13 protein-coding genes are annotated in these 12,076 nt (G+C 37.4%); all 13 read left to right on the top strand.

Features of this window, described 5'->3' with window-relative positions; genetic code table 11:
* Positions 1-7 precede the first annotated feature (7 nt).
* Genes fliO through LQ50_RS12150 form a run of 13 tightly spaced genes read left to right on the top strand, consistent with a single transcriptional unit; the run spans position 8 to position 12,073 of the window.
* Positions 8-718 carry a flagellar biosynthetic protein FliO gene (gene fliO / locus LQ50_RS12210; protein ID WP_034629623.1) on the top strand — a complete coding sequence of 237 codons (711 nt, stop codon included), beginning with the start codon at positions 8-10 and terminating at the stop codon, positions 716-718.
* Entirely contained in the window at positions 718-1,422 is a 705-nt protein-coding gene (gene fliP, locus LQ50_RS12205; RefSeq protein WP_034629620.1) for a flagellar type III secretion system pore protein FliP, read from the top strand. Before fliO ends, fliP begins: the two co-directional genes overlap by 1 nt.
* Before the next feature lie 12 nt (positions 1,423-1,434).
* Positions 1,435-1,704, top strand: coding sequence for a flagellar biosynthesis protein FliQ (fliQ, locus tag LQ50_RS12200; RefSeq protein ID WP_034629617.1), 270 nt, complete (start codon positions 1,435-1,437; stop codon positions 1,702-1,704).
* Positions 1,704-2,480, top strand: a complete 777-nt coding sequence (fliR, locus tag LQ50_RS12195) for a flagellar biosynthetic protein FliR (protein WP_034629615.1) — start codon at positions 1,704-1,706, stop codon at positions 2,478-2,480. The genes fliQ and fliR overlap by 1 nt, the downstream gene beginning before the upstream one ends.
* Position 2,481: 1 nt before the next feature.
* Entirely contained in the window at positions 2,482-3,570 is a 1,089-nt protein-coding gene (flhB, locus tag LQ50_RS12190) for a flagellar biosynthesis protein FlhB (protein WP_034629612.1), read from the top strand.
* Positions 3,571-3,595: 25 nt separating this feature from the next.
* Positions 3,596-5,632, top strand: coding sequence for a flagellar biosynthesis protein FlhA (gene flhA, locus LQ50_RS12185; protein ID WP_034629610.1), 2,037 nt, complete (start codon positions 3,596-3,598; stop codon positions 5,630-5,632).
* Complete coding sequence (gene flhF, locus LQ50_RS12180) at positions 5,629-6,780, top strand: flagellar biosynthesis GTPase FlhF (protein WP_034629609.1); 1,152 nt, start codon at positions 5,629-5,631, stop codon at positions 6,778-6,780. The genes flhA and flhF overlap by 4 nt, the downstream gene beginning before the upstream one ends.
* Entirely contained in the window at positions 6,773-7,633 is an 861-nt protein-coding gene (locus tag LQ50_RS12175; protein ID WP_034629608.1) for a MinD/ParA family protein, read from the top strand. Before flhF ends, LQ50_RS12175 begins: the two co-directional genes overlap by 8 nt.
* Before the next feature lie 36 nt (positions 7,634-7,669).
* Positions 7,670-8,725 carry a protein-glutamate methylesterase/protein-glutamine glutaminase gene (locus LQ50_RS12170; protein ID WP_034629764.1) on the top strand — a complete coding sequence of 352 codons (1,056 nt, stop codon included), beginning with the start codon at positions 7,670-7,672 and terminating at the stop codon, positions 8,723-8,725.
* 13 nt (positions 8,726-8,738) lie between these two features.
* Positions 8,739-9,380: a chemotaxis protein CheC gene (locus tag LQ50_RS12165; RefSeq protein ID WP_034629606.1), complete on the top strand. Its 642-nt coding sequence runs from the start codon at positions 8,739-8,741 to the stop codon at positions 9,378-9,380.
* Positions 9,373-9,864 carry a chemotaxis protein CheD gene (locus LQ50_RS12160; protein WP_034629605.1) on the top strand — a complete coding sequence of 164 codons (492 nt, stop codon included), beginning with the start codon at positions 9,373-9,375 and terminating at the stop codon, positions 9,862-9,864. The genes LQ50_RS12165 and LQ50_RS12160 overlap by 8 nt, the downstream gene beginning before the upstream one ends.
* 47 nt (positions 9,865-9,911) lie before the next feature.
* Positions 9,912-10,670 (top strand): FliA/WhiG family RNA polymerase sigma factor, encoded by a 759-nt coding sequence (locus LQ50_RS12155; RefSeq protein WP_034629604.1) that lies wholly within the window; start codon positions 9,912-9,914, stop codon positions 10,668-10,670.
* Between the two features lie 23 nt (positions 10,671-10,693).
* Positions 10,694-12,073: a flagellar assembly protein A gene (locus LQ50_RS12150; protein ID WP_034629602.1), complete on the top strand. Its 1,380-nt coding sequence runs from the start codon at positions 10,694-10,696 to the stop codon at positions 12,071-12,073.
* Positions 12,074-12,076 lie beyond the last annotated feature (3 nt).

The following is a 12,076-nucleotide window of genomic DNA, read 5'->3' as shown; positions in this document are numbered from 1 at the left end:
AATTAATATGAGCAATAAGGTATTGGTATTAGCTCTAATTTTAATTTTTTCTGTTTTTGGCACACCATTTCAAGTGGGAGCTAATACGACGACTGATGAGAATCGGAGAGTTTCAGAAACGTTAAATGGAAATGAATCAACAGAGGAATCAGTTAAGGAAGAAAATGCTCCTCCGAATACACCAGTTAGTGAACCTGAGGCAGAACCAGTTGAGGAAGTTCTACCAGAACAAAATACATTTTTAATTTTTGCGCAAATGATTAGCGCTTTGGCACTTGTTGTGATCCTTATCTATGTTCTTTTGAGATTTCTCAGCAAACGGTCCCGGTCGTTTCGCTCTTCAAAAATGCTTGAAAATATAGGTGGCGTCCCTCTTGGTGCGAATAAATCAGTTCAATTAGTTAAGATTGGAGATCGTGTTTTAGTTGTTGGTGTTGGTGACTCGATTCAACTTTTGAAAGAAATTGAGGATGTGAAAGAAGTGGAGTCGATTTTACACAATCAACAAGATCAAATAGAGCAATTCGATCAGCCAATACAGAAAGTATTCAATTGGGTTAACAATAAAGTCAGTTCGAAGAAGAATTCACAAAGTCAAGTTAGCAAGACATCAAAATCAAATCATGATGCATTTAAAAGCTTACTGGAAAGTCAGCTAAAAGATGTGTCAAATTCTCAAAAGCAAATACATGATGCGATAAAGGGGCGTGACAAATAATGTTAGATCCCTTAATAATTTCTGCTGTCACAACAGTTCCTGGAATAGACTTTGACTTTTTAACCGATGAGCCAGCTAATGTTGCCACAACGATTCAACTTTTATTAGTGCTTACGGTTTTGTCATTAGCCCCTTCTATTCTTATATTAATGACTAGTTTTACAAGGATCGTCATTGTGTTATCGTTTGTTCGTCAGGGGTTAGCAACACAATCTATGCCCCCAAATCAAGTTTTAATTGGAATCGCACTATTTCTTACTTTTTTTATTATGGCTCCGGTATTTGCCGAAGTAAATGAAACAGCACTAACTCCTCTTTTCGAAGGGGAAATTGATCAAGAGGAAGCTTTTTATTTAGCTGCTCTTCCGATGAAGGAGTTTATGGCTAATCATACGAGGGAAAAAGATTTGGCATTATTTATGGGCTATGCTGGTCTAGATCGACCTGAAACACTCGATGACATTCCACTAACTGCATTGGTACCAGCTTTTGCGATTAGTGAATTGAAAACCGCGTTTCAAATAGGCTTCTTAATATTTGTCCCATTCTTAGTAATTGATATGATTGTTGCAAGTGTATTGATGTCTATGGGGATGATGATGTTGCCACCAGTTATGATTGCTTTGCCATTTAAGATATTGTTGTTTGTTTTAGTTGATGGTTGGTATTTAATTGTTCAATCATTACTTCTTAGCTTTAGTTAGGGTGGTGGATATATGAGTCCTGAATTCGTTATAAGTATGGCAGAAAATGGGGTATGGACGGTTCTTCTTGTTGCTGGTCCGCTATTGCTTGTTGCGCTTGGACTTGGGTTAATAGTCAGTATCTTTCAGGCTACGACACAAATACAAGAGCAAACACTGGCCTTTATTCCAAAAATAGTTGGAGTTTTTGCAGCATTAATCATTTTTGGTCCATGGATGTTATCTAATGTTACTAATTTCACATACCAAATTTTTAACAACCTTCATAGGTTCATTGGCTAATGCTTGAATATATCAATATACTACCTGCCTTCTTGCTTGTATTTATGAGAGTTCTTGCGTTTTTAGCTGTGCTACCAATTTATTCTCATAGATCGATTCCTAATACGATGAAAATAGGGTTGTCCCTATTTTTGGCTTGGACTATGGTCTTTACATTAGAGTCACCAATCATTGTAATAGATACAATGTATTATTTCATTTTAATTAAAGAAGTATTAGTTGGATTATTTGTCGGGTTAATAGCGGCCATTCTCTTGTATGCGATTCAAGTGGCAGGTGGGTTTATCGACTATAGTATGGGTTTTATGATTGCTAATGTTGTCGATCCGCAAACAGGAGCACAAACACCGTTGACTGGTAGCTACCTATATACATTTGCCTTGCTGTTTTTACTTCTTGTTAATGGGCACCACTTGTTATTAGATGGGATTTATTATAGTTATCAATTTGTTCCGATGGATCAGGTGACACTACCGTTTGGACAAGAAAACATCATTCAGTATATAGCAACAACCTTTAATGCCATGTTTATCATTGCCTTTCAGATGGCTTTTCCCATTGTTGGTTCGCTTTTCTTAGTTGATGTTGGACTTGGAATGGTATCAAGAGCGGTACCGCAGATGAATGTGTTTGTTGTAGGGATGCCGCTAAAAATAATTGTTGGTCTATTGTTGTTAACTGTATTTATGGGTGTGTTCTTTATGGTCGTCCAACGATTGTTTGATCAAACATTAATTGCGATGCGAACGCTGTTACAATTACTCGGGGGGGCATAAGATGAATAGATTACGACTTAATCTTCAGTTTTTTGCAGAGGAAAAAACTGAAAAGGCAACCCCGAAAAAACGACAAGATACAAGGAAAAAGGGTCAAGTAGCCAAAAGTACAGATGTAAATACAGCTATAATCTTGCTATTGGTTTTCTTATTTTTATGGCTGTTTGGCGGCCTACTTGGTGAAACGCTTTTTAACCTGTTGAAACATACCTTTCAAACCTACCTTCTTATGGAAATGACAGAAGCCAATATTGCTGCATTATTTTGGGAATTAGTAATGGAGTCAGCCATTGTATTGCTCCCAATCATGATGATCGCATTAATTGCCGGAGTTGCAGCGAGTTATATCCAAGTGGGAGTGTTATTTGCCCCAGAGGCTATTAAAATGAAGCTGTCAAATTTCGATCCGATAAAAGGAGCAAAACGGATTTTCTCTATCCGGGCGCTTGTAGAGCTATTGAAATCGCTACTGAAGATTTCGTTAGCTGGTGTAGTGGTATTTATCATTATATGGATGAATCTAGAAAATGTAATGATTCTTTCGCAAAAAAGTGTGGGAGATGGTTTTGCTTTTATTGCACAATTAACGGCAATCCTTGGTATATCTGTTGCAATTCTCCTTCTCATCCTTTCGATTCCTGATTATCTTTATCAAAAATATGATCATGAAAAGCAAATCAAAATGTCGAAAAAGGATGTAAAAGATGAACACAAAAACATGGAAGGGGATCCGAGAATTAAATCAAAACGCAAGCAGAAACAAATGGAAATGGCAATGCAAAGGATGATGCAAGAAGTACCAAAAGCGGATGTTGTTATTACAAATCCAACGCATTTTGCCGTTGCACTGCGTTATGACGAAGAAAAAGCGGATGCACCATTTGTAGTTGCAAAAGGTGTTGATTTTATGGCTCAGAAAATAAAAGGCGTTGCGGCTGAACACAAGGTCGTAACCGTTGAAAATAGACCACTTGCTAGAGCTTTGTATCACCAGGCTGAGATCGGGGATCAAGTCCCAGAAGAATTGTTTAAGGCGGTAGCAGAAGTGCTCGCATATGTTTATCGTTTGAAAGATAAACAAATAAACTAGTTACAGTAGTTAGGGGAGAAGTATCTTGAAAGCAAGAGATCTTTCAGTTTTACTTGGTGTTATTCTAATAGTCATCATGCTCATCATTCCGTTACCTACGGCGATGTTGGACTTTTTAATCATTATTAATATATCTCTTGCCCTTATTATCATTCTCGTAGCAATGAATACGCAAGAACCATTGCAATTTTCAATTTTTCCTACATTGCTCTTACTTGTAACATTGTTTCGGTTAGGATTAAATGTATCAACAACACGTTCGATCCTAGGTGAAGCCAATGCAGGAAATGTTATCGATACGTTTGGAAACTTTGTTGTTGGAGGTAATGCATTAGTAGGTTTTGTAGTGTTCTTGATTCTAATTGTGATTCAGTTTCTTGTTATTACAAAAGGGGCTGAACGTGTATCAGAAGTAGGTGCTCGTTTTACCTTAGATGCGATGCCGGGAAAACAAATGAGTATTGATGCTGATTTGAATGCAGGGATGATCTCGGATAGTGAAGCGAAACAGCGCCGAGAAAAAATTGAACGGGAAGCTGATTTTTACGGTTCGATGGATGGTGCGAGTAAGTTTGTTAAAGGAGATGCCATTGCTGGAATTGTTATAGTGATCATTAATTTATTATTTGGTCTAATTATTGGTATGACTCAAATGGGAATGGACTTATCTACATCAGCAGCAACCTATACGCTATTAACCGTTGGGGATGGTCTAGTCAGTCAAATTCCTGCCTTGTTAATCTCAACAGCAACAGGCATAGTTGTCACTCGGGCTGCTTCAGAAGGAAATTTGGGGCATGATATTACAAAGCAAATTTTTGCCTATCCAAAAATGCTATATATTGCAGGAGGGACTATTTTTTTATTAGGAGTGATTACTCCAATTAGCCCCATATTCACATTTCCGATTGCCTTTTTGCTTATACTAGGTGGCTATTTCCTTTCAAAGAATGAAAAAATCTCACAAATGGAAGAAGACCAAGTGGAGGATGAGGTCGAACCTGACGAGATGAAATCTCCTGAAAGTGTCGTAAATTTATTGCAAATTGATCCAATTGAATTTGAATTCGGTTATGGATTAATTCCTCTTGCTGATGCAAATCAAGGTGGAGATTTATTAGATCGTGTTGTTATGATCCGGCGTCAAATGGCCCTAGAGCTAGGAATGATCGTCCCAGTTATTAGAATCCGCGATAATATTCAACTTCAACCGAATGAATATACAATTAAGATTAAAGGCAATGAAATCGCAAAAGGAGACTTATTACTTGATCATTATATGGCCATGAGTCCCGGCTTTGATGATGAAAGTATTATAGGAATTGATACAATTGAGCCTGCTTTTGGGCTACCAGCGCTTTGGATTGGGGAAGAGATGAAAGAGCAGGCGGAGCTGTCAGGGTATACAGTTGTTGATCCTCCTTCTGTTGTATCCACACATTTAACAGAGGTAATAAAACGTCATGCTCATGAATTGTTAGGTCGACAAGAAACAAAACAACTTATCGATCACTTAAAAGAAACGTATCCGGCTCTTGTTGAAGAAGTAACTCCTAATTCACTATCTACGGGTGAAGTTCAAAAGGTGTTAACAAACTTATTGAAAGAAAATGTTTCGATTAGAAATTTACCGATTATATTTGAGACGCTTGCTGATTATGGTCATATGACAAAGGATATGGATTTGGTGACAGAGTATGTAAGACAATCCCTTTCTCGCCAAATTTCCAAGCAAATGACCACACCTGGTGAGCCTTTATATGTCATCACATTAAGTGGGCAAGTGGAGAAAAAAGTAGCAGATTCTGTTCAACAAACGGAACACGGTAATTTTATTTCAATGGATCCAAACGATTCTCAGGCTATCTTGGAAGCTGCAGCCTCTGAAACAGATCGACTTAGTCAGATGGGGCAACAAGCGGTAATTTTATGCTCTCCAGCTGTGAGGATGTATGTCAGACAACTGCTTGAGAGGTATTTGCCTCATGTTCCTATTCTGTCTTACAATGAACTTGAAGCAAATGTTGAAGTGCAAAGTGTAGGAGTGGTGAACATAGAATGAAGGTAAAGAAATATACTGCAAATTCAATGCATGAAGCTATGAAGGTTATTCGTTCGGAACTCGGTGATGATGCAGTTATCTTAAATTCAAAAGAGATTGATACAGGTGGATTTCTTGGTTTTTTTACAAAGAAAAAGATGGAAGTTATTGCCGCTATTGATCCTACATTACCTAGAGTACAGGTTCAAAAAACGAACGATAGTCAGAGTAGACAAACTAATGTTGGTTCACCAGTCCCTCCTCAAAAAGGAGGGCCGACACAAGCGCAGTTAATGAAAGAAATTAATCAGTTAAAGGAACTTGTTCAAGGGCTAAATCACCATAATAGATCTGAAAACAAAGAATATCCAGAACCATTCCAACAAATTGATGATCAATTACGAGTGCAAGGTGTAACTGAAACGATTCGATTATCCATTATGAAGCATTTATTGAAGCAATGGTATGACGAATCCTCATCTAAACGAAATCAACAGGAAATAAAAAGTGAACTTAATAGTTACTTACATGCTCTTTTAGGAGAGGTTTCGATGGGTGGACTTTCCTTTCATAAGAAAATCATAAACTTAGTTGGACCTACAGGTGTTGGAAAAACAACAACGATTGCTAAACTTGCTGCTCATTCTGTCTTAAAAAAGCAAAAAAAAGTAGCTTTAATTACAACAGATACGTATCGGATTGCTGCTGTTGAGCAATTAAAAACGTATGCCAAAATTTTAAATATTCCGTTAGAGGTTGCTTATTCTATTGATGATTTTAAAAAAGCAATTGAGCAGTTTACCCATTACGATCTTATTTTAGTTGATTCTGCCGGGCGTAATTTTCGTAACAAGCTGTATGTAGACGAATTATCAAAAGTGATTGACTTTAAACAAGATGCGGATACGTACCTTGTTTTGTCATTAACATCAAAGTATGAAGATATGAAAAAGATAATTGGGCAATTTAATTTAATCCCTTTAGAACAAGTGATATTAACCAAATTTGATGAAACAAGTACGTACGGAGCCATGTTGAATATTCCTATAGATCTAAAAAAAGGAATTGCCTATGTGACGACTGGGCAGAATGTTCCTGATGATATTGTTGAAGCGTCATGTCAACATTTACTTGATTGTGTGCTTGAGGTGGACAGTGGAGATGAATGATCAAGCAGAAAATCTAAGAAGACTTATCGAAATGAATGATAACAACAAGGAAGCAAAAGTAATTGCTGTTGTTAGCGGAAAAGGTGGAGTCGGAAAGTCCAATGTTTGTTTAAATTTCGCTATCTCTTTATCAGAGTTAAATAAAAAAGTAGCTATTATTGATTTGGATATTGGAATGGGAAATTTGGATATATTAATGGGACTGTCCCCTCGCTATCATCTTCTTGATATGCTTGAAAATCAATTATCAATTTGGGACATTATTGAAGAGTCAAAGGTTGGAATTTCGTATATTGCAGGAGGGTCAGGTCTTTCTAAGTTTGTTCAATTAAACGATAAAAAGAGACAACGTTTTTTCTCGCAATTAGAACAAATGGGTCATGCATTTGATTATATTTTTTTAGACATGGGAGCAGGCGCAACAGAAGAAAGCATCGAATTTGTTCTGGCTGCTCATGAAGTATTTATAGTGACGACACCAGAACCACCTGCAATTACGGATGCTTACTCCATGTTGAAATATATATATTTGCAGGAGAAGGAAAAACCTTTGTTTTTAATCGTTAATCGTGCTGATTCAGAAAAAGAAGGAAATCGGACTTTAAATAATTTTAAACATGTAGCTTTACAGTTTCTAGATAAAGAGATAGGCATTCTTGGATTTATTCCTGATGATGCTACTGTTTCAAAAGCAGTAAAAGCTCAAACTCCATTTGTCATCTGGAGTAAACAGGCTAAAGCGAGTATGGCTGTTAGTCGTCTAGCCTCCTCTTATTTAGGTGTGGACAAACAGAGTTCAACCAAATTTAGTCAGTTTCTTTTTAAAGTGAAAAGAATGATGAAGTATGAATAATATCATTCCCATGATAGAAAGTGGGGGATAGTTTTGATAGATAACATAAAAGTACTTGTTGTGGATGATTCAGCTTTTATGAGGAAGGTACTTTCAGAAATGTTGAATCAACACCCTAGGATTCACGTTGTTGGGACTGCAAGAAATGGAGAAGATGCCCTGAAAAAGCATATAACTCTGCGTCCTGATGTTATTACATTAGATGTTGAAATGCCGATTATGGATGGATTACAAACATTAAAATATATTATGGAGAAAGATCCATGTCCGGTTGTAATGGTGAGTAGTACAACAAAAGTAGGTGCTGAAAATACACTGCTTGCGATTGAGTATGGTGCGGTTGATTTTGTAACCAAACCCTCTGGAGCGATTTCATTAGATATGGATAAAGTTCGACATCTGATTATTGAAAAGGTGTTACAAGCTTCTAAAGCTAATATTAGAAAACCTACTTTATTCAAAAAAGAAATCGAGCAAGAGCATAAGAATAGAGCAATGGAGATAAAAAAGCATTCAGAAATGAAAAAAATAATCGCCATTGGGACATCAACAGGAGGCCCGCGTGCATTAAAAGATGTGATTACTAACTTACCACCTAAGCTTCCTGCACCGGTTTTAGTCGTACAGCATATGCCCCCAGGATTTACATTGTCTTTGGCCAAGAGATTAGATTCACTTTCTGAAGTAGATGTAAAAGAGGCAGAGGACGGAGAAATTTTAAAGAATGGCACAGTTTATATAGCACCTGGCGGGTATCACCTAACGGTAAAAAAAATAGGGGCTGTTTATGCTGTGCATACACATCAGGAAGAAGCAAGGCGTGGACACCGGCCATCTGTTGATGTCATGTTTGAATCGTTAGCTTACTTTCCGGAAGTGGAAACGATTGCTGTCATTATGACAGGAATGGGTGCAGATGGAACAGAAGGGTTAATTAAGTTAAAACAGTCTACACCTAATTGTTATGCCATTACAGAAACAGAAGAGTCTTGCACGGTTTTTGGAATGCCAAGAGCTGCTATCCAAACAAAGCTAGTGGATGAAAGTGCTCACGTTCAGTTAATAAGTGAACGGATTTTGAAGCGTTTTTAAAGGGGAGGACTATATGGGGGAGTTTATTCAGAAATTGAAGCCGCATCATTTAGATGTGTTAAAAGAAATTGGTAATATTGGCGCGAGACATGCTGCCACAGCTTTATCACAATTGGTGAATAAAACCATCGATATGAGTGTACCGGCGGTTCGAGTTGTTTCATTTCAGGATCTTCCTGAGCAAGTTGGTGGAGCGGAAACGAAAGTAGCCGCTATCTTTTTAAGAATTGATGGAGAAGCTCCTGGCAGTATGTTCTTTATTTCTACGATTGAGAACACAGAAAAAATGATCCGACATATAACAAGTATCAATTCATTTCAATTAGATGAACCACCTTTTGAGGAAATGGGCGTATCTGCACTTTTAGAAGTGGGCAATATTTTGGCGGGATCATATCTTTCGTCTCTTGCTGACTTTACACGTTTATCCTTACAGCCTTCTGTTCCTGAGTTTAGTGTAGACATGGCAGGAGCGATAGTAAGCTATGGGCTGATTCCCCTTTCACAAGTAGCAGATTATGCTATCGTTGTTGATACACATATGACGGAGCTAGGAGAAGTTGAGCATCCGATATCTGGTCATTTCTTTTTATTACCTGATCCAGATTCTTTTGAAAAAATCTTTACAGCATTAGGAGTGAATGTGAATGAGTGATGTCATTAAAGTCGGAATGGCAGACTTAAATGTTGTCACTCCTCCTAATATCATCCGTACTTCGGGGCTTGGATCCTGCGTTGGAATTGTTATTTACGACGAATTCAAACTAGTGGCAGGAATGGCGCATATCATGCTACCCAATTCTTCACTGAGTAGGCAAGAGAAGACAAATGTTGCCAAATATGCAGATACAGCGATTCCTGCTTTATTAATTGAACTACAGAAAATGGGTGCGAAAAACTATGCACTGAAAGCAAAAATTGCAGGCGGAGCACAGATGTTCACCTTTTCTACAGGCAGTACTGATTTAATGAGGATTGGACCACGTAATGTGGAAGCTGTTAAAGAAACATTAAAAGATTTAAGAATTCCCTTGCTCTCCGAAGATGTTGGTGGGAAAAGTGGAAGAACAATTGAGTTTGATCCGCAGTCGAAACGGTTACAAATACGTACAGTGAATCAAGGAATAAAGGAAATATAATCCAAAGCAATACATAACTTTAATAACGCGTTAAATGGAGGTACATTATGGGACATGTAACAGAAGATCAAGTACTCTGGGATAAATGGATTTTAGAGAGAAGCCATACTGCTTGTGATGAATTGATTCGTCGTTACATGCCCCTTGTAGATTATCATGTAAAACGAATATCTGTCGGGTTGCCCAAGAATGTTCGATCCGAAGACCTGAAAAGTCATGGTCTAATAGGATTGTATGATGCATTAGAAAAGTTTGATCCAACAAGAGAATTAAAATTTGATACATACGCTTCTTTTAGAGTTAGAGGTGCCATTATAGATGGACTTCGAAAAGAAGACTGGCTTCCTAGGTCGACAAGAGATAAAATTAAGAAAATTGAGTTGACAACAGAAAAGTTAGAGCAACAAAAAGGTCGATATGTTACTAGCGATGAAATAGCGTCTGAACTAAATATGCAAGCGCAAGAAGTCGAACAAGTGATGTCGGAATATGTCACTTCCAATGTTCTGTCCATTGATGAAGAAGGGCAGGAATCATCTAATAATGAAACATATGCATCCATTATAGAGGACAAGGATGCAAAAACCCCTGAACAATATTCAACTGATGAAGAGACGAAGAAAGAATTAGCAAAGGTCATAAATGAGCTTCCTGAAAAGGAGAGACTAGTTATTAGTTTATTTTATTTTGAGGAATTGACATTGACGGAAATAGGGCAAATTCTTGAACTTTCAACATCTCGGATTTCACAAATACATTCAAAAACTTTGTTTAAACTTCAACAGGTGATGAGGAAATCTTATTAATAACTGATAAGGACTTGATCAAGATGAATGATTTGGAACAATTTTATGAGGTCACTGTATCAAGAGATAAAATGAAAGCATTCATTATTGAACATACAAAAATGCCAAAACATATGGAACTCACAAGTGCTGCCTTTGTTCAATTTCTAACTGAAAAAGGGGTGACTTCTGGAATCGATTATACGAAAATCGAGAACCTCACAACGAGGAACGAGAATGTTACCAAAAGGGTTGTAATTGCTTCTGGAAAGCAAGCAATAGCTGGTAGTAATGCTTATTTACAACCATTACTACCACATAAAAAAGATTGTCTGATTGAGTCGGTAAGTCAAATGAACTTAAAGGACTTCCTTACAATTCCTTCTGTTTCAGATGGCGATATAATTGGCAAGAAAGTGAAGGCAACAATAGGAGAAAGAGGGTTTAATGTATGTGGTGAAGCGATTGAACCGATACCGGGCAGAGATTTCACTTTATATGAAGGGAAAAATACACGAATTGAAGAGAATGAGCAAGCCCTATATTCACTGATAGATGGACAAATAAGTATAGATCGCAATACGATCCATGTTCACCCTACATTTGAAGTGAATGGGGACCTTTCGATGAAGACTGGAAATATTTCATTTGTTGGGAATGTGAATATTCGTGGGAACGTACCTTCTGGATTTGCAGTTGAAGCTGGTGGGGACATCCGAGTTTCCGGAACCGTTGAATCAGCAACGTTAAGAGCGGGAGGCTCTGTCTTTATTGGTGCTGGTATTGTTGGTCAAAATCATTCACTTATTGAAGCAGCAGGTATGGTACAGACTACATTTATCAATGAAGGGACGGTAAGAGCTAACGGCCAGATTGAAGTAAATCAAGCAATTTTACATAGTGATTGTACGACGGATGAACAAATCATTTGTGTTGGCGGAAAAGGGTTAATCGTTGGGGGGAGCCTTTCTGCAAAAAAGCATATCATCGCAAATGAAATAGGAAATGAAATGCAAACGAAGACAGAATTATTTATCGGACTACACGAACAAGAGATTAATGATAGAAGAGAAAAAGAAAATGAACTCACTCGAATAAAAGACGAATTTATGAAATTAGGAAAGCTGTTAAAACTTTACATAGAAAAAGAAAAGCAATCAGGTGAATTAACTAACAAAGAAAAGCTAATGAAATTAAGGGTGCTTAATTCGCTTCAGTTAGTCAAAAAACAAATGAGAGAGTTAGAACAGCTTCAACAGGGGCAACTGGAACAACAAGAACTTCTTGGATTTGTAAAAAGCAACAGAATGATCTATCCCAATGTTAACGTCCAATTTGGAAAGTACCGCCGTAACTTAATATCGACTTATCACCAACCCTGTATCTCACTTGTTGATAACGAAATTGTCATAAAAGGAGTGTGATTT

Origin of the sequence: Halalkalibacter okhensis (genome assembly GCF_000787375.1) — a bacterium.
GTDB lineage: Bacteria > Bacillota > Bacilli > Bacillales > Bacillaceae_D > Halalkalibacter > Halalkalibacter okhensis.
This window is presented reverse-complemented; position numbering and strand designations above follow the sequence as displayed.

Excerpts from the sequence above, each read along its gene's own strand:
- fliO (WP_034629623.1), top strand. The coding sequence starts at position 8 with ATGAGCAATAAGGTATTGGTATTAGCTCTAATTTTAATTTTTTCTGTT.
- fliP (WP_034629620.1), top strand. The coding sequence starts at position 718 with ATGTTAGATCCCTTAATAATTTCTGCTGTCACAACAGTTCCTGGAATA.
- fliQ (WP_034629617.1), top strand. The coding sequence starts at position 1,435 with ATGAGTCCTGAATTCGTTATAAGTATGGCAGAAAATGGGGTATGGACG.
- fliR (WP_034629615.1), top strand. The coding sequence starts at position 1,704 with ATGCTTGAATATATCAATATACTACCTGCCTTCTTGCTTGTATTTATG.
- flhB (WP_034629612.1), top strand. The coding sequence starts at position 2,482 with ATGAATAGATTACGACTTAATCTTCAGTTTTTTGCAGAGGAAAAAACT.
- flhF (WP_034629609.1), top strand. The coding sequence starts at position 5,629 with ATGAAGGTAAAGAAATATACTGCAAATTCAATGCATGAAGCTATGAAG.
- LQ50_RS12175 (WP_034629608.1), top strand. The coding sequence starts at position 6,773 with ATGAATGATCAAGCAGAAAATCTAAGAAGACTTATCGAAATGAATGAT.
- LQ50_RS12165 (WP_034629606.1), top strand. The coding sequence starts at position 8,739 with ATGGGGGAGTTTATTCAGAAATTGAAGCCGCATCATTTAGATGTGTTA.
- LQ50_RS12160 (WP_034629605.1), top strand. The coding sequence starts at position 9,373 with ATGAGTGATGTCATTAAAGTCGGAATGGCAGACTTAAATGTTGTCACT.
- LQ50_RS12155 (WP_034629604.1), top strand. The coding sequence starts at position 9,912 with ATGGGACATGTAACAGAAGATCAAGTACTCTGGGATAAATGGATTTTA.
- LQ50_RS12150 (WP_034629602.1), top strand. The coding sequence starts at position 10,694 with ATGAATGATTTGGAACAATTTTATGAGGTCACTGTATCAAGAGATAAA.